We start from the raw sequence: 17,292 nt of genomic DNA on the forward strand, positions 1-17,292 counted from the left end.
GTGGCGTCGCAGTGAAGCCGCGGTGAAACCGCTGGGGTCCAGCCTTGGCGGCATGGCAACACGAACAGCAAACGAATCGCTCTCACCGGGCGAGACACCGGCCATCAGGACCGATGGCCTGACCCGCACCTTCGGCTCCTTCACCGCCGTCGACCGCCTGGACCTGGAGATCCCCACCGGCATCGTCTACGGCCTGCTCGGCCCCAACGGTGCCGGCAAGTCGACGGCGCTGCGCATGATGACCACCCTGCTGGCCCCCACCCGGGGCCGGGCGATGGTCCTGGGGCACGACGTCGTCCGCGAGCGCCACGCGGTGCGCGGCCTCATCGGGGTGACGGGACAGTACGCCAGCGTCGATGAGACGCTCACCGGCTCGGAGAACCTGCGCCTCTTCGGGCGCCTGCTGGGCCTTGGCCGGCGTCGGGCGCGGGAGCGGGCCGAGGAGCTGCTGGCCGCCTTCAGCCTGACCGAGGCAGGCGGCAAGCGGGTGAGCGGATACTCCGGTGGGATGCGGCGGCGACTGGACCTGGCGGTCTCACTCATCTCCCGTCCCCCGCTCATCTTCCTCGACGAGCCCACCACTGGTCTGGACCCGCGTACGCGTGAGCAGATGTGGGACGTCATCCGTTCCCTGGTGGAGGGCGGCTCGACGATCCTGCTGACCACTCAGTACCTGGAGGAGGCCGACCGCCTGGCTCACCGGGTCGGCATCATCGATGCCGGACGGCTCATCGCCGAGGGCACCCCCGATGAGCTCAAGGACCGGGTGGGCAGCAGCTCTCTGGTGCTGACGCCGGCGACCCCCGAGGACCAGGCCGCTACCGCTGCCGTCATCGAGCGGGTGACCGGTCACGCCCCGGCGACCGTCGACCAGGGCACCCACCTGCAGGCGCCGCTGAGCGAGGCGTCGGTGGCCACCGAGGTGCTCGTGGCCCTGCGCGACGCCGGATTGTCGCCCAGAACCGTCTCGGTGGACCGCCCCAGCATGGACTCGGTCTTCATGGCCTTGACCGGGCAACCCACGAAGCACGATGACGCGGCCTCACCCGATGCCGCCGCACCGTCAGCGCCATCACCCGCTTCCTCGTCCTCCCGTCCCGCAGACTCTCAGGAGCAGTCATGACCGTCCCCGCCACCGCGACCGCACCGACCAGTACCTCCCTCTCCCCCGGCGTCTGGCGTTTCAGCGAGGCCCGGCTCGTCCCTGACACCCTGGCCATGGCCTGGCGCTCACTCATCACCATGGTGCGCAACCCCGGGGAGTTCTACGACATCCTCATCCAGCCGGTCATGTTCACTGTCCTGTTCGGCGAGCTCTTCGGCGGCGCCATCGCCGGCGACGTCAAGGCCTACCTGCCCACGATCGTCCCGGGTCTCATCATCATGAATGCCTTGACCACGAGCCAGAGCGTGGGCGTGGACCTGCGCGAGGACATGGACAAGGGCGTCTTCGACCGCTTCCGCACCATGCCGATGTCCCGTATCGCGCCGGTCCTGGGGCCCATGGTCTCCGACGTGCTGCGCTACCTCATTTGCACCTCACTGACCGTACTCACCGGCTACATCCTGGGCTACCGGCCTGCCAACGGCTGGTCGGGAACGATTGGCGCCATCGCCCTGGCGGCGGGCTGCGCCTGGGCCATCGCCTGGATCTTCCTCTTCCTGGGGACAGTCTTCTCCTCGGCCCAAGCGGTCACCTCCTTCACGGTGATCGTCCTGTTCCCGCTGACCTTCCTGTCCAACGCCATGGTGCCCACCTCGACGCTACCGGGCTGGCTCAAGGCCTTCGTGCACCACAACCCGGTCTCGCACATCGTCGACGGCGACCGGTACCTGCTGGACGGAACAGCGGGCTCGGCCGGGGACGTACGGGCCGCGATCATCGGTTCACTCCTGATCCTGGCCGTCATGGCTCCCCTGACGGTCGTGCGCTACCAGCGGCGCAACGCCTGAGCCGCACCTCAGGGACTCAGCCGACCTCGCCCGCCAGACGGCCGGCGAGGTCGGCGGCGTGAGCCACGAGCCCACCGCGGTCCAGGGACCGAATCCTCTCCTCGGCCTGCGCCAGCGCCCGGGCGTCCAGCCGCTCAGTGCGGCTGCGCAGGTAGTCGTGGGAGAGCAGGCGGCAGGTCTGGTTGGTGCCCACCGCCAGGGCGGTGGCGACCAGCTCGCCCCCTACTGCCCGCCGGTCGGAGCCCACGTCCTCAGCAGCCACGGCGGACAGGCCGACGGCGGCCGCGAAAGCCATGAGCGTGGGAATGTCACGCTGCCGTGGAGCCGGATCGGAGAGGATCTCGCGCAGCAGGGAGGTGGCTCGGGCACGGACGGCTCGGGCATCGAGCTCGACGGCGTCGTCGGGGCTGAGCTCGACGTCGGTGACCAGGCACATGCTCAGGATGTAGAGCTCCCACTGGGAGCCCGATCCCAGGATGGAGCGCCAGTTCCCGGCGTAGCGCAGGCTCACGCGCTGGATGAGGGCGGCGGTGCGCACGTTCCCGCGGGTGAGCTCCAGCTCACCGCGCACGGAGCGAGCGATGAAGCGCATGGTTCCCGGCAGGTCGATCGGTTCCAGGCTCTCCAGCAGCCTGCCCGCCGTCTCAGGGCGCGGATCGAGGTAGACCGCGCAGTAGGCCCCCTCCATGTGCAGTGTCGTGCGGAAGAACTCGCCCCAGCTGGGCAGGACCCGTTCCAGGAGCACCTGGGCGCGCGAGCAGGCGTCGACGACCTGGCTGTAACGCCCCAGGGACATGAGCACCTGCAGCCGGTGGAGGTGCAGCTCGAGCAGGTGAATGCCGGCCAGGTCGTGGCCATGGAGCCGCCCCAGGAGGGCCTCGATGGTCTCCAGGGAGGCCTGAGGATCGCCGTCGTCCTCCTGCTGGGCGGCCAGGCAGCGGGTCGCCGCCCAGGCGACCCAGGGGTCGGCGTCGCCGGTCAGCTCGGGCCACTGCTCGTCGCTCGCACGCAGGAAGCGCCTGACCCGGCTGAATGGTCCCTCTCCGTCGAAGGAGGCCGGCAGCAGGGAGCGGACCTGTTCGGGCACGTGGCTCAGGAGCCCGAAGAGGGTAACGCACAGGGCCAGGACGCTCAGGCCTGCCTCGTTGCCGCGTGAGTCCTGGGCGGGTTGGACAGCGGCAGCGATGAGGCGCGCACCGTAGTCGGCGATGCGCTCATAGCTCCAGGTGACGCTCCACAGGCGCATGAGGGCGGCACCGATGAGGCAGATGGCGTCGCGCAGTTCCGCCGGCAGGTGATCCGTGCCGTGGCCGTCGGCCTGTGCCAGGAGCCGGTCGAGCTGTTGAAGGATGACGGCCTCATCGTGGGCGACCTGCCGGAAGAGGCGGTCGTGGCGGCGCGCCTCGGGGTGACGGGCGTCGCCGAAGTCGCCGGCGTCCACGGGAAAACGGATCTGGGAGCACAGGTCCACCGCCCACTGGCGCAGGGCCGTGCGGGCCTCGGCCTCGTCACCGGAGGCGGACAGCTGCGCCAGAGCGAAGTCGCGGACGGTGACGAGCATGTGGAAGCGGGGCAGGCCGTGGTCGCGCACCACGAGCAGGGAGTGGGAGACCAGGGCGTCGAGGAGGTCGGCGGCCTGCGCGCCGATGAGCGCCTCCGCAGGCAGGAGGGTGAAGCCGTCGGGGAGCAGGGCCAGCCGAGCCAGGGCGCGGCGTTCGGCGGCGTCGAGCAGGTTCCAGGACCACTCGATGACCGCTATCAGGGTGCGTTGACGGGCGGGGGCGTCACGGGCGGCGGTGAGCAGATCGGGTCTGCCGGGCAGTCGCTCGGCGATCTGGCCGACCGACAGGCTGCGGGTGCGCGCGGCGGCCAACTCGATGGCCAAGGGGATGCCCTCCAACCGGCTCAGGAGCTCGCCTAAGTCGTCATCGTCGATGACCTGGCCGGGGCGAGCGGCCAGAGCGCGGGCACGGAACAGCTCAGTCGACGATGCGGCATCGAGGGCCTCGAGGCGGTGGACGTGCTCCGCGGCCAGGTCGACGGGGCGGCGCGAGGTCGCCAGCACGCGCAGGTCGGGGCAGGCGACCAGGAGCGGCCCGATGAGGTCGGCCGCCTCGCCGGCCAGGTGCTCGCAGTTGTCCAACACCAGGACGGTTCCGGGCTGGGAGAGGGCGGCGGCCAGATCGCGGTGCGGGTCACCGTTGACGACTGCGGAGCCTCCGATTGCGTCGAGCACGACCCTGGCCAGATCGGCTCCGGGTGACACCTCGGCGAGGGCGACGACGTAGACGGCGGGGCGGCGGCTGCGGGCCGCCACCACCTGGGCCAGGGTGGTCTTTCCGACCCCACCGGGGCCGGTGAGCGTCACCAGACGGTGGGTGCTCAGGGCCTTGAGAACACCGGTCACGTCCGCCTCGCGCCCCAGGAAGTGCTCGGGCTCGGGCTGCAGGCCGTGGCGCACAGGGCTCTCGGCGGCCAGGACGGCCTCGTGGGCGGCGCGCGTGGCCGGTCCGGGCACGGCTCCCAGCTCGCGCAGCCGACGGCGGTAGTGCTCGTAGATCTCCAGGGCCGCAGCCGGTGAGCGCACCCAGGACTCGGCGCGCATGAGGGCGGCCAGGACGGTCTCGTCGCCGCCGTCGCGCTGGGAGGCCTCACGCAGCAGGTCCACGGCCCGCTCGTGCTCACCGGTGGCCTCCAGGGCGAGCCCCCGGTCACGGCGGGCCCCCTCGGTCAGGGCTGCAGCCCGCTCTCGCAAGAGGGCCATAGGGGCGGCTCCTGCTCCACCGTTGTCATCGACCTCGTCGGGAACGGGCACCTGGGGCAGTCGGTCGGTGAGATCGAGGACCTGCTCCCACTGGCCGGCGGCGGCGCAGGCTCGGGCGCGCTCCGCCCGATACGACAGGTCCCGGACATCAGCCTCCGCCTCCGCCAGTTCCAGTCGGTAGCCATCGCCGCTGCGCTCGACGACACCCTCCCCCACGACGGCACGCAGCCGGGAGACGACGACATGAAGCGCCCGCAGCGGCCGGGCCGGGGCGTCGTCGGGCCACAGGGCCTCAATGAGGGCGCCGTCGCTCACCCTGGCGTCCTGGCTGCCGGCGAGCACGGCGAGCAGGTCAAGGCTCCTTCCGCTCAGGGGCCGGCCTTGCCAGGTCGGCGGCTCCGTCAGGAGAGCCAGGCGGTAAGAGGAGGTCACGAGGCCATTCTCACCCATCACCGTCAGCAGGTGCTCCACACGCCGGGGCCGGTCGCGACGCCGGCCACCGTCATGACGGTACGCCGGTTCCGAGATCCTCAGATGAGACTCAGGCGCTAGGAAGCAGCGAAGGCTTGAGACGACATGCGCTTGAGCAGGGCAGACACGTCCGGGACGTCATCGTGGGGACCATCGTCAGAAAGAGCAAAACGTTGAGCCTTCATCGTATCCATGACAGCACCGATGGACGATGCGTGGCCCTGAGGTCCGGTCCCAAGCGTCACCCCTTCGGCAGCACACCAGCCTTCGGGGGCCTGCTTTGAAGGCATCTCCCACCTGAAAAAGCCGAAGCGCTTGCTGCCCTGGCGATCGGGGAAGAACACGGCGACTATCGTGTCGGCACCGTGGTCGAGGTGATCGGCGATCACGGAGTCGATGGGCTCGGACTCAGGGACCGCAAGGATCCTGGTCTCATTGAGGTAGTGGTTGCGCCTGAACAGCTCCCGCCCCTGAGTCGTACCGAGGAAGAGCCCCACAGCGCGCGCCGCATCACGCCGCGTCGTCTTGGTGTCACTCATCTCTGCCAGCTCCTGAAGTGCTGTTCCATCCAGTCAATTACCTGCTTGTATGACTCGTCGTAAGACGCCCCCAGTATGGCATTGGTCGTTCCTCCCCAGTACTTGGATGGGACGGGTCTCACGGTCGCGGTCCCGATGGTACTGGTGAGAGTGGATGCAACCATGACGCGTGTCGATCCGAAACACGGGCTGCCAGCCGTCATCAGTGCTGGATCGCCACTCATGCTGGAGCGCATAGTCGACCACGCGCCCCCTGTAGGTCCTCAACCGTATGACTATCCGGTGGCGCCCTGGCCCGGAGATCGGGCCGACATCGATTGGGTAGGTCTCGTCCTCACATACGTGGATCGGCGGAGGACGGTATCCGCCGTCGGGCAGGTCCATGCTCGCTCCGCTCGATTTGTTAGACGCTGTATCCCAACGGTTATATCAGAAGTAGATCGGCAATAACATTGGGGCTGAGGCATAGACGTCACCCACTACACGGCCACGCCGTGCACCTGCAGTCCCAGAACCTTCAATGGCCTGTGCCCCGCCCATAGGTTCTGGGCGGGGCACATAGATCGGGCATGATGCCTTTTGAAGGCAGGGGAGAAAACCGCCGTCAGCTCACAGGCTGAGGTTGCTCTTGACGGTGTCGGCCAGGGAGCGGGCCACGCGGTCGGCCTCCTCCTGAGTGGCGGCCTCGACCATGACGCGCACGAGCGGCTCGGTACCCGAGGGGCGCAGCAGGACCCGGCCGGTCTCTCCTAGGTCCTTCTCCGCGGAGGCCACGGCGTCCTGCACGGCCTTGTTGGTGCTGGCGGCGCCCTTGTCGACATTCTTGACGTTGATGAGGGTCTGGGGCAGGCGGGTGACGACGCTGGCGAGCTCGGCCAGCGTCTTGCCGGTGCGCTTGACCCGCGCGGCCACGTGCAGGGAGGTGAGCACGCCGTCACCGGTGGTGGCGTGGACGGTGTCGATGACGTGCCCGGACTGCTCGCCGCCCAGGGTGTAGCCGCCCTGGAGCATCCGCTCGAGCACGTAGCGGTCGCCCACGCCGGTCTGGACGGTGCGGATGCCGTGCTCGCGCATGGCCAGGATGAGGCCGAGGTTGCTCATGACGGTCACGACGAGCGTGTCGGAGCCGAGAGTGCCGTCCGCCTTCATGCCGATGGCGAGCATGCCCATGATCTGGTCACCGTCGACGAGCTGGCCGTCGGCGTCCACGGCCAGGCAGCGGTCGGCGTCGCCGTCGTAGGCCACACCCATGTCCGCCCCGACCGCCGTGACGTAGTTCTGCAGCTGCTCAGGGTGGGTGGAGCCGCAGTTGTCATTGATATTGAGGCCGTCCGGAGAGGCGTTGATGACGATGACCTCGGCGCCGGCGGCCCGCAGCGCGGCCGGGCCGACGACGGAGGCGGCGCCGTTGGAGGCGTCGACGACGATGCGCAGGCCGGACAGGTCGGTGGCGACGGAGTCGACGAGGTGGTTGATGTAGTTCTGGTCAGCGACGGTCTCCCCCTTGATGACGCGGCCGACGTCGGCGCCGGTGGGACGGTCGTTGACCTTGCCCAGGAGGGCCTCGATCTCGTCCTCGACGGCGTCGGCGAGCTTGTAGCCGCCGCGGGCGATGAACTTGATGCCGTTGTCCGGGAAGGGGTTGTGGGAGGCGGAGATCATGACGCCCAGCTCGATGTCCTGGGTGGCCGTCAGGTGGGCGATTGCCGGAGTGGGCAGGATGCCCACGCGGGTGACGTCGATGCCGGAGGAGGCCAGGCCCGCGCTGATGGCGTGGTCGAGGAACTCTCCGGAGGCGCGGGTGTCGCGGCCCACGATCGCGCGGGGGCGGCCGCTGCGTGAGCTCCGTGCAGCGGACGTGTCCTTGGTCAGGACGCGGGCCGCGGCCTCACCGAGCTGTACGGCCAGGGTGGGCGTGAGCAGGTCGTTGGCCAGGCCGCGTACGCCGTCGGTTCCGAAGAGACGAGCCATGGAAATCCTCCTGAAGGGTGACGAAACAGCACCATCCTGCCATGGGGCGCCGAACATCGGGGCCCAACCTTCGGCCAGCACACAAGGTCTGATGTCCTGCGCCGACCCCGGCCCGGCGGCTCGCGCCCGAGATCGCGCCCCTCACCGCCGCGCCTCGGACGCCTGCCAGCCGCATATCGGCTTTGGCGCCGCCGACCGGGAGGCTCCCCGCCACCCCTGACACATGACGACGGCGGCCGCCCCCGGGAAGGGGACGACCGCCGTCGTAGCGAAAGGGGAGGCCCGGCCGGCTCGGCCAGGACCTGACCCGATCAGCGCTTGGAGTACTGAGGGGCGCGGCGGGCCTTGTGCAGACCGGCCTTCTTGCGCTCCACGATGCGCGAGTCGCGAGTGAGGAAACCGGCCTTCTTCAGGGTGGCGCGGTTGGCCTCACGGTCGATCTCGTTGAGCGCGCGGGCGATGCCCAGGCGCAGGGCGCCGGCCTGGCCGGAGACGCCACCGCCGTTGATGCGGGCGACGACGTCGAAGCGGCCCTCGAGGTCCAGGATGGTGAAGGGGGCGCGCACGAGCTGCTGGTGCAGCTTGTTGGGGAAGTAGTCCTCCAGGGAGCGGCCGTTGAGCGTCCACTGGCCGGTGCCGGGAACGAGGCGCACGCGAGCGACGGCCTCCTTGCGGCGACCCAGGCCGGAGCCGGGGGCGGTGATGGACTGGCCGCGACCCGGAACGGACTCCTCGGTCTCGGTGGTGTAGCTGGAGGGGGCGTTCTCCTCGTCCAGCGCGTCAATGTCGACAGTGGTCTCAGCCACGATATGTCCTTTGCTTGTCGCGGGGTGCCGAGCGCTGGAGCGCTTACTGGGCGACCTGGGTGATCTCGAACGTCTTCGGGCTCTGGGAGGCGTGCGGGTGCTCGGCACCTGCGTAGACCTTGAGCTTCTTGAGCTGGGCGCGACCGAGCTTGGTGTGGGGAACCATGCCCTTGATGGCCTTCTCGACGGCGCGCTCCGGGCGGGTGGCCAGTAGCTCGCGGTAGGAGACGGCGGTCAGGCCACCCGGGTGGCCGGAGTGGCGGTAGGCGAACTTCTTGTCAGCCTTGCCGTTGGTGAGAGCCACCTTGTCGGCATTGATGATGACGACGTAGTCGCCGCAGTCCTCGTTGGGGGCGAACTGGGGCTTGTGCTTCCCACGGAGCAGGGTGGCGGCCTGGGCCGCGAGTCGACCCAGGACGACGTCGGTGGCGTCGATGACGTACCAGTTCTTCTCGACGTCGCCGGGCTTCGGTGTGTACGTGCGCACGGGCGTTGCCTTCGTTTCTCTTGGCGAGTGGGCACGCCGAAGCGCGGTGAAGCGTTCGCGGTTCGGCGAGACCACCATGGTCAGGTGAGTGGTCGGAGCACAGGCGATCCGGGGCGAGTGGGACGGCACCGCGGACACGCACACGTGTGCTGCACGACGATTGCCAACAGTACCGGGCGCCCCGCGGAAGGGTCAAAAGGTGCGGCTTCCCAGTTCCGTGAATCGCACCACGCGGCCCGGTGGGCTCCTGGTTGCCGATCAGCAGCTCAGACGCCGGGTGGTGCGGGCCCGCTCGGCCTGGGCGGCGAGCTCGTCGTCGGCCGGGTAGGTGACCTCCTCCAGGGTCAGTCCGTGCGGCGGGGCGACGGGGGCGGCGCTCTGGCGAGTGCGGGCGTCCAGGAGCTCGCGCGGCCAGGTGACCGGCTTGCGTCCCTGCCCGACGGCCAGGCCCGCCCCCACCAGGGAGCGGACCATGGAGTGGCAGAAGGCGTCGGCGACGACGCTCAGGGTCACGAGCCCGGCGTCCGGCCCTGCCTCGGCCCGGCGCCACTGCAGGGTGCGCAGGGTGCGGATGGTCGTGGCGCCCTCGCGGGGCTTGCAGTAGGACAGGAAGTCGTGCTCGCCGAGCAGGGCGCGGGCGGAGGCGTCCATGGCCTCGACGTCGAGCACATCGGGCAGCCATAGGACGGTGGCGCGCCGGGCGGGGTCGCGCGGGGCGGCGGCGTCGGCGATCCGGTAGGTGTAGCGGCGGCTCAGGGCGCCGAAGCGGGCGTCGAAGGCCTCCGGCACGGTGCGCGCCCCGGTGATGACGACGTCGCCGGCCCCGCGCGGCGTGCGTGCCAGGCTCTCCTGGGCCTCGCGGGCCAGGACGCCCGCCACCCGCGTGAGCAGGGCGGTCTCGGGGAGGCGCTGGGAGCGTCCGGGCAGTGCGGCCCAGGCCTCGGGGCTCACATCGAGGTGGGCCACCTGGGCGGCGGCGTGGACGCCGGCGTCGGTGCGTCCGGCCACGGTGAGGCGGACGGGCTCACGCAGCACGGTGGCCAGGGCAGAGGTGAGGACCCCCTCGACGGTGCGCAGCCCGGGCTGGGCGGCCCACCCGGAGAAGAAGGTGCCGTCGTAGGCCAGGTCGAGGCGGATGCGTGGCATGCCCCCATTGAACCGCACCGGCTTCGCCCTTCCACTAGGCTCGCGGCCGTGAGCACAACGACTCTGTCCGTGGACTGCGGAGGCGGCGGCATCAAGGCCTCGGTGCTGGACTGCGAGGGCAACATCATCTCCCGCGCCGTGCGCACCCCGACCCCCTACCCGCTGCCGCCGGAGAAGCTGGTGGAGACCATCGCCTCGCTGGCCTCACAGCTGCCGGGCGCGGACCGGGTGACGGTGGGGATGCCGGGCATGATCCGCCACGGGGTCGTCGTCGCCACGCCGCACTACATCACCAAGGACGGCCCGCGCTCCAAGGTGCTGCCCGACCTGGTGGAGGCCTGGGGCCGCTTCGACATGGGTACCGCCGTCTCCAGGGCCCTGGGAATCCCCTCCCTGGTCCTCAACGACGCCGAGGTCGCCGGGGCCGGCGTCGTCACGGGCCACGGCCTGGAGATGATCGTGACCCTGGGCACGGGCCTGGGCAACGCCGTCTTCGACAACGGGGTCCTGGCCCCGCACGTGGAGGTCTCCCAGGGGCCGGTGCGCTGGGGACTGACGTACGACGACTACATCGGCGAGCACGAGCGCCTGCGCCTGGGCGACGCGCACTGGTCGCGCCGGGTACGCCGCGTCGTCGACGCTCTGCGCCCCATGTACCTGTGGGACCGCCTCTACCTGGGCGGCGGCAACTCGCGGCGGATCACGGCGGCCCAGCTGGCCAAGATCGGCGACGACGTCGTCGTGGTCCCCAACGAGGCCGGCATGACCGGGGGCGCCCGCTGCTGGGACATGGCCCGCCCCTGATTCCCGTTACTCCGTCCGTCGCCGGAGCCCTCCCCCAGGGGAGGCCGGTTACCTTCGCGGCGCACCCGGCCGCTCATGTCTCCGACTCAGCACCAACAGTCCCTTGCCGAGGGGCGCATCACCTTCTATCTTGCCGATAAGTTATGCGACGTGCCCGCGGCGGCACCCTCATTGTGCAAGGAGGCACTATGCGTATCGGAGTCCCCTGCGAGCCGGCCGATCAGCCGCGTGCCGCTGCGAGCCCGCAGACGGTGGAGCGGATGATCCGCCTGGGCTACGAGGTCCTGGTGGAGAGCGGCGCCGGGGCGCGGGCGCAGTTCCCCGACGAGGCCTATGAGGCCGCCGGGGCCCGCCTGGCCGGCGGGGCCCGGGTCTGGGGCTGCGACGTCGTGGTGAGCGCCTCGGCCCCCGCCGAGGAGCACCTGGCGCTGATGAGCTGGGGCGCGGTCCTCATCTGCCGGCTGGACCCGGCGCGCCACCCCGAGCTCCTCGAGTCGCTGCGCGAGCGCGGCATCACCGCTCTGGCCCTGGACGTGGTCCCCAGGATCTCGCGGGCGCAGTCCTTGGACGTGCTCTCCTCGCAGGCGAACCTGGCCGGTTACCGCGCCGTCATTGAGGCGGCCTCCCACCTGGGCAGGCTGTTCAGCGGGCAGGTGACCGCCGCCGGTAAGTTCCCGCCCGCCACCGTCTATGTCATCGGCGCGGGCGTGGCCGGCCTGTCCGCCATCGGGACCGCCTGCTCCCTGGGCGCGCAGGTGCGCGGTTCCGACGTGCGTCCGGAGGTCGCCGACCAGGTGCGTTCCATGGGGGCGCAGTTCGTGCCGCTGCCCAGCGCCCAGGAGGTGTCCTCCGACGGCTACGCCAAGGAGATGAGCGCCGACCAGGCGAGCGCGGCCAACGCGCTCTACGCCCAGCAGGCCGCCGAGTCCGACGTCGTCATCACCACGGCGAGCATCCCGGGGCGCCGCGCCCCGGTGCTCCTGGACCGCTCCGCGATCGAGGCCATGCGCCCCGGATCGGTCATCATCGACATGGCGGCGGCCACCGGCGGCAACACCGAGCTGACGGTGCCCGGGCAGGTGGTCACCACCGACGGCGGCGTCACGATCGTCGGGCACACGGACCTGGCCGGGATGCTGCCCGCACAGGCGACCCAGCTCTACGGGCGCAACATCGTCAACCTGCTGAGCCTGGTCACCCCCGACAAGGATGGGACCCTCGCCCTGGACCTGGACGATGAGGTGGTCCGGGCCATCACGGTCACTCACGACGGCGAGCTCCTGTGGCCCCCTCCCCCGATCCAGGTCTCGGCCGCCCCCGCTGCGAGCCAACCGGAGCGGACAGCCGCCGACGACGCAGCTGCCCAGGAGGCCGCCCGCACGGCCCAGGCGCGCTCACGCTCCCGGCAGTGGCTGGGGCTGGCCGCAGCGACCCTCGTGGCCGCCGCGCTGGTGCTGGTGACGCCGTCGGCCGCCACGAGCCACTACATCGTGCTCATGCTCTCGGTGATCCTGGGCTTCCACGTCATCTCCAACGTGACCCCGGCCCTGCACACGCCGCTGATGTCGGTGACCAACGCGATCTCGGGAATCATCCTGGTCGGGGCGATCTCGCAAGTCGGCCACCCCCATCCGCTCATCAGCGCCATCAGCCTGGCGGCGGTGGTCCTGGCCACGATCAATATCGTCGGCGGCTTCGCGGTCACCCACCGCATGCTCGCCATGTTCACGAAGGACTGAGGTGAGAAGCAGATGATGACTCACATCCTGATGCCGGCCACGTCGTCAAGCACGTTGATCGCCGCCGTGCCGTCGCTGCCCTCGCCGGTGGTCCTGGCCTATATCGCCGCCGCGATCCTGTTCATCCTGGCCGCGGCCGGCCTGTCCCGCCATGAGACGGCCGTGGCCGGCAACGTGGCGGGCGCCGTCGGCATGGGCGTTGCGGTGCTGGCCGCCATCGGCCTGGCCCTGAGCAACCACCCCGCACGCGGCGTGCTGCCCACGCTGCTGCTCATCGCCATGGGCCTGGCCCTGGGCTCGGTCATCGGGCTGGTGGTGGCCCGGCGCGTCGCCATGACCGGGATGCCCCAGCTCATCGCCGTGCTCAACGGGCTGGTGGGGCTGGCGGCCGTCCTGGTGGGCTACAACTCCTACGTCTCCCCCGACGCCCTGTCCGCCTCGCTGGGCGCCTTCCACCTGGGTGAGGTCTTCCTGGGCGTGTTCGTCGGCGGGGTGACCTTCACCGGCTCGGTCCTGGCGGCCGCCAAGCTGGCCGGCCGGGTGCCGGGGCGGCCGCTGACGCTGCCGGGCCGCAACCTGCTCAACCTGGGGGCGCTCATCGGCTCCCTGGTCCTCATGGTCGGTTTCATGATGGCACCGGCTGGCTCCGCCGCGGGCTGGGCCCTCCTGGCGGTGATGACGCTCATCGCACTGGCGCTGGGGGCGCACCTGGTGCTGGCCATCGGCGGCGGCGACATGCCGGTGGTCGTCTCGATCATGAACTCCTACTCGGGATGGGCCTCCGCCTTCACCGGCTTCATGGTGGACAACGACCTGCTCATCATCACCGGGGCGCTGGTGGGCTCCTCGGGGGCCTACCTGTCCTACCTCATGTGCCAGGCCATGAACCGCTCCTTCCTCTCGGTGCTACTGGGAGGCTACGGGACCGACTCCACCAGCGCCGCCTCGAGCGGTTCGGGACAGGAGGGCACGGTGCATGAGACCACTGCCGGCGAGGTGGCCCACCTGCTGCAGTCCGCCCGGCGCGTGGTCATTACCCCCGGCTACGGGATGGCCGTCGCCCAGGCCCAGTACCCGGTGGCCACGCTGACCGAGATGCTGCGCTCGGAGGGCGTGGAGGTCACCTTCGGCATCCACCCGGTGGCGGGCCGCCTGCCCGGGCACATGAACGTGCTGCTGGCCGAGGCGAAGGTCCCCTACGACATCGTCCTGGAGATGGATGAGGTCAACGACTCCTTCGACGAGGTCGATGTCGTCCTCATCATCGGCGCCAACGACACTGTGAACCCGGCCGCGAAGGAGCCGGGATCCCCGATCGCGGGTATGCCGGTGCTGCACGTGTGGGAGGCGAGCCGGGTCATCGTCTTCAAGCGCTCCATGGCGACCGGCTACGCGGGGGTCAACAACCCGCTCTTCTTCCGGGAGAACAGCTCCATGCTGTTCGGCGACGCCAAGGACACGGTTGAGGCCATCATCCGCGCCCTGGAGTAGGAGGGGCCGGTCTCAGTCGAGCCGGCCGCCCTCGAGGCACTCGACGCCGTCGACGCCGTCGAGCCCGGAGAGGGCCTCGATGAGGTTGACGGCGGGCCGCTGCCCGTGGAAGCGCATGACGGCGTTCATGGTGCGTCCGTGCTCGCCACGGGTCACCTCGGTCTCCTCCAGGGTGGCGGTGAAGCCCGACGCGGTGGCGACCTGGAGGATCTCCGGCATGATGGCGCTGCCGATCTCGTAGTCGATGCGCACGGTCACCTCGCCGCGGCGGCGCTGCAGGCGCGAGGTGAGGGGGCCCAGGAACAGGACGACGATGTAGTCCAGCGCGACCGCCGTGGCCGCCAGGGGGATCATGCCCGCCCCGCAGGCCATGCCGATGGCGGCGCTGAGCCAGACGGTCGCGGCGGTGGTCAGGCCCCGGACGGTGTCGTTGTTGACGAAGATGACCCCGGCGCCCAGGAAGCCGATGCCGGAGACGATCTGCGCGGCCACGCGACTGGGGTCCACCGCGACATCCGAGCCGGTGATCGGGGCGAAGCCGTAGGCGGACACGAGGGTGAACAGGCACGAGCCCAGTCCCACCAGGACGTGCGTCTTGACGCCGGCGTCCTTGTGGCGCAGGTGGCGCTCGGCGCCCAGCGTTAGGCACAGGACGAAGGTGGCGAGCATCGCGACGACCTGGACCCCCACGTGGTTCAGGCTGAACAGCGTGTCCACACCGGCTCCCTTCCGTGTCGTCACCGTGCCTGTCCTGCCGGCAGCCGCCGGTTCCCTGCCGGCCCGCTGCCAGCACAGCGACGATTCTAAAGGAGCCCTTGGCCGGGCGCGCCTTTGGTGATGTCTCCCCATCGCGGCGGCGCTCAGGCACCGTTTAGCGTGAGCACACCATCTTCCCCCTGTTCCTGAGGCTTGTCCGACGTGTTGCTCTCCTCCTGCGCCGCCCCCGAGGGGGCTGCTCGCGCCGGTCGGCTGCTGGAGCTCAGTGAGCGCCTGGCCGAGTCGGGCCGTCGGGGGGAGGCGCTGGATGCCGCGCGGGAGGCCTGCCAGGTTCTCCGGAGCCTGGCCCGGCTCGATTCAGGCACGTACCTGCCAGATCTTGCCGAGGGGCTGTCGGTCATGGCATCCCGCCTGCGCGAGGCCCGCCGCATGCGTGAGGGGGTTGCGGTCTCGCAGGAGACGGTCCGGCTCCGACGGCGCCTGACCCGGCACGACTACGACGCCCACGCCTCCGGGCTGGCGCAGGCTCTGTGCCGTCTCGCCGTCGACCTGAGCGCTTCCGGCGAGCTGCGTGACGCCCTGGCCAGCGCTCAGGAGTCCGTGGACCTCTACCGGAGCCTGCGCCGGGATGATTCCGTCACCGACGAGACCGGATTGGTTCAGGCTCTGGTCACGCTCGCCTGCTGCCTGAGTGAGTCCGGTCGGCCGAGCGCCGCTTTCGTCAGCGCCCAGCAGGCCCTCACTGTCCGACGGCGTCTGGTCCGGGCCGATCCGGATGTGCACACGCCCCGACTCGCAGCGGACCTGGCACGTCTGGCTCCTAGGCTGCGCACGGTGGGCTATGTCGAAGAGGCACTCGAGATGGCCCGGGAAGCCGCGGGTCTCTACCGCCGCCTCGATGAGGAGGAGATCGGTTCGTGCACCGGCGATCTTGCCGGTGCCCTCGAGGTGCTGGCCGCCTGCGGGGCTGCCGTCGGGCACCGAACCGAGGCCCTGGAGGCGGCCGAGGAGGCCGCTGCGCTCTACCGGGGACTGGCCCGCCGCACGCCGGCGCTCTCCTCGCCGAAGGCCGCCCATGCCCTGGGAACACTGGCTCGGCGCCTGAGCGACGTGGGTCGGCACCGCGAGGCACTCGCCGCGGGTGAGCAGGCAGTCAACCTCGCTCGCGCTCTGGCCCACAGCGCCCCCGACAGCCATCTGCCTGACCTGGCCGACACCCTCACGGTCCAGGCCGCCTGCCTGCGTGAGGCTGACAGGCTGGACCGCGCTCTGGCTTCGGCGCGGGAGGCGGTCAGCATTCGACGCGCTCTGGAGCACAGCCGCCCCAGCACTGAGACCCCGGCCCTGGCTGAGTCCCTGTACGTCCTCGCCGTCTACCTGTACACGGCCGGGCAGCTGCAGGAGTCCTTCGCGATGGCCTGGGAGGCCATCGACATCTACCGGCAGCTGGTCCGCACCAACCCGGCCCCTCATACCGCCAACCTGGCTCGGGCACTCAATATCCTCACCTTGAACCTCAGCCGGGCCGGGCGTGCGCACGAGGCCCTGGCTGCGGTACAGGAGGCGGTCACCTTCTACCGGAGCCTGGCTCAGGTCGATCCGACCGCCTACAAGCCGGACCTGGCGGCCTGCCTGCACAACCTGGCCACGTGCCTGGGTGATATCGGGGACCGCTCCGCCGCGCTGGCCGCGATCCGGGAGACGGCGGAGCTCCGTCGGGAGCTGGCAGCGCGCGACCCAGCGACGCACGCCCCGGCGCTGGCCCCGTGCCTGCACCGGCTCACCAAGCGCCTGGCCGAGGCCGGTCACCGAGGCGAGGCCCTGGAGACCGCACGGGAGGCGGTCGCCGCCTACCGGAGCCTGGCCCGCAGGCGCCCGGATGACTTCAGCCGGGGGCTCGCCGGCGCGCTCGGCACCTATGCGTCAGTCCTCGAGTGGGCGGGCAGGAAGGCCGACGCCGCCCGCATCCGCCAGGAGAGCGAGGCCATGACGGAGGAAACGGCCTTGGAGGACTCCATCCGGGGATTCTGAGGAGCGGCGCCGGCCCGGCAGTGCCGCGCGGGCGCGGAGAGCGCAGAACGCGACGCCGGGCGGATCGGGAACTGCGTTCTGTGCCCAGGACGTACTTCTCCCCCATACGACTGCGGTCCGTCCCCAGTGATCTGGAGGACATCGCAGTTCTCGTCGAAAAAGTACGTCCCCGATCACGATGTCCGACGCACAAGGCCCCGATCTACCGGCCTGCCCTGAGTTTCCCGCTTGCCCCGTCAGCCCCACCCCATCGCGGGATACCTGGGTGGTCATCGTCTACTATGCGGGGAGTCAACACGGGCAGGCCGCATTCTCCTCTGGTGCGTGCCAGGCCCCGGCCAGTGCCGATGCCGTCGGCCACCATCTGCCGACT

At 70.5% G+C, this 17,292-nt stretch carries 14 protein-coding genes; 6 read left to right on the top strand and 8 right to left on the bottom strand.

Annotated elements, in window-relative coordinates; genetic code table 11:
• The first annotated feature begins 52 nt into the window (after positions 1–52).
• Both FK267_RS03990 and FK267_RS03995 read left to right on the top strand, forming a co-directional pair.
• Positions 53–1,123 carry an ATP-binding cassette domain-containing protein gene (locus FK267_RS03990; RefSeq protein WP_141406384.1) on the top strand — a complete coding sequence of 357 codons (1,071 nt, stop codon included), beginning with the start codon at positions 53–55 and terminating at the stop codon, positions 1,121–1,123.
• A complete protein-coding gene (locus FK267_RS03995; RefSeq protein ID WP_141406385.1) occupies positions 1,120–1,953 on the top strand; it encodes an ABC transporter permease in 834 nt (277 codons plus the stop codon). Before FK267_RS03990 ends, FK267_RS03995 begins: the two co-directional genes overlap by 4 nt.
• A 16-nt stretch (positions 1,954–1,969) precedes the next feature.
• Here the strand turns inward: FK267_RS03995 and FK267_RS04000 are convergent, their stop codons facing one another.
• The 7 genes from FK267_RS04000 to truA all read right to left on the bottom strand — a co-directional run bounded on the left by FK267_RS04000 (position 1,970) and on the right by truA (position 10,137).
• A complete protein-coding gene (locus FK267_RS04000) occupies positions 1,970–5,167 on the bottom strand; it encodes an AfsR/SARP family transcriptional regulator (protein WP_141406386.1) in 3,198 nt (1,065 codons plus the stop codon).
• A gap of 98 nt (positions 5,168–5,265) precedes the next feature.
• On the bottom strand, positions 5,266–5,727 hold the full coding sequence (locus FK267_RS04005) for a hypothetical protein (protein ID WP_141406387.1): 462 nt from the start codon (positions 5,725–5,727) through the stop codon (positions 5,266–5,268).
• Positions 5,728–5,760: 33 nt separating this feature from the next.
• Positions 5,761–6,111 (bottom strand): DUF7718 family protein, encoded by a 351-nt coding sequence (locus FK267_RS13840; RefSeq protein WP_428839584.1) that lies wholly within the window; start codon positions 6,109–6,111, stop codon positions 5,761–5,763.
• A gap of 225 nt (positions 6,112–6,336) precedes the next feature.
• Complete coding sequence (glmM, locus tag FK267_RS04010; protein WP_141406388.1) at positions 6,337–7,698, bottom strand: phosphoglucosamine mutase; 1,362 nt, start codon at positions 7,696–7,698, stop codon at positions 6,337–6,339.
• A gap of 311 nt (positions 7,699–8,009) precedes the next feature.
• Positions 8,010–8,504: a 30S ribosomal protein S9 gene (gene rpsI, locus FK267_RS04015; protein WP_141406389.1), complete on the bottom strand. Its 495-nt coding sequence runs from the start codon at positions 8,502–8,504 to the stop codon at positions 8,010–8,012.
• Positions 8,505–8,547: 43 nt separating this feature from the next.
• Entirely contained in the window at positions 8,548–8,991 is a 444-nt protein-coding gene (gene rplM, locus FK267_RS04020) for a 50S ribosomal protein L13 (RefSeq protein WP_003789346.1), read from the bottom strand.
• 258 nt (positions 8,992–9,249) lie between these two features.
• On the bottom strand, positions 9,250–10,137 hold the full coding sequence (gene truA / locus FK267_RS04025; RefSeq protein WP_141406390.1) for a tRNA pseudouridine(38-40) synthase TruA: 888 nt from the start codon (positions 10,135–10,137) through the stop codon (positions 9,250–9,252).
• 48 nt (positions 10,138–10,185) lie between these two features.
• Between truA and FK267_RS04030 the strand changes: the two genes are divergently transcribed.
• The 3 genes from FK267_RS04030 (at position 10,186) to FK267_RS04040 (ending at position 14,171) form a co-directional block, all read left to right on the top strand.
• Positions 10,186–10,941 (top strand): ROK family protein, encoded by a 756-nt coding sequence (locus tag FK267_RS04030; protein WP_075375122.1) that lies wholly within the window; start codon positions 10,186–10,188, stop codon positions 10,939–10,941.
• A gap of 188 nt (positions 10,942–11,129) precedes the next feature.
• On the top strand, positions 11,130–12,680 hold the full coding sequence (locus tag FK267_RS04035; protein WP_141406391.1) for a Re/Si-specific NAD(P)(+) transhydrogenase subunit alpha: 1,551 nt from the start codon (positions 11,130–11,132) through the stop codon (positions 12,678–12,680).
• Positions 12,681–12,692: 12 nt separating this feature from the next.
• Positions 12,693–14,171, top strand: a complete 1,479-nt coding sequence (locus tag FK267_RS04040; RefSeq protein ID WP_141406392.1) for an NAD(P)(+) transhydrogenase (Re/Si-specific) subunit beta — start codon at positions 12,693–12,695, stop codon at positions 14,169–14,171.
• A gap of 12 nt (positions 14,172–14,183) precedes the next feature.
• Here the strand turns inward: FK267_RS04040 and FK267_RS04045 are convergent, their stop codons facing one another.
• Positions 14,184–14,912, bottom strand: a complete 729-nt coding sequence (locus tag FK267_RS04045; protein WP_141406393.1) for an MgtC/SapB family protein — start codon at positions 14,910–14,912, stop codon at positions 14,184–14,186.
• 177 nt (positions 14,913–15,089) lie between these two features.
• On the opposite strand from FK267_RS04045, the gene FK267_RS04050 reads away from it, so the two are divergent.
• Complete coding sequence (locus FK267_RS04050) at positions 15,090–16,919, top strand: tetratricopeptide repeat protein (RefSeq protein WP_141406394.1); 1,830 nt, start codon at positions 15,090–15,092, stop codon at positions 16,917–16,919.
• Positions 16,920–17,292: the final 373 nt, after the last annotated feature.

Source organism: Actinomyces oris (genome assembly GCF_006546825.1).
In the GTDB taxonomy this organism is placed as follows: Bacteria; Actinomycetota; Actinomycetes; order Actinomycetales; family Actinomycetaceae; genus Actinomyces; species Actinomyces oris.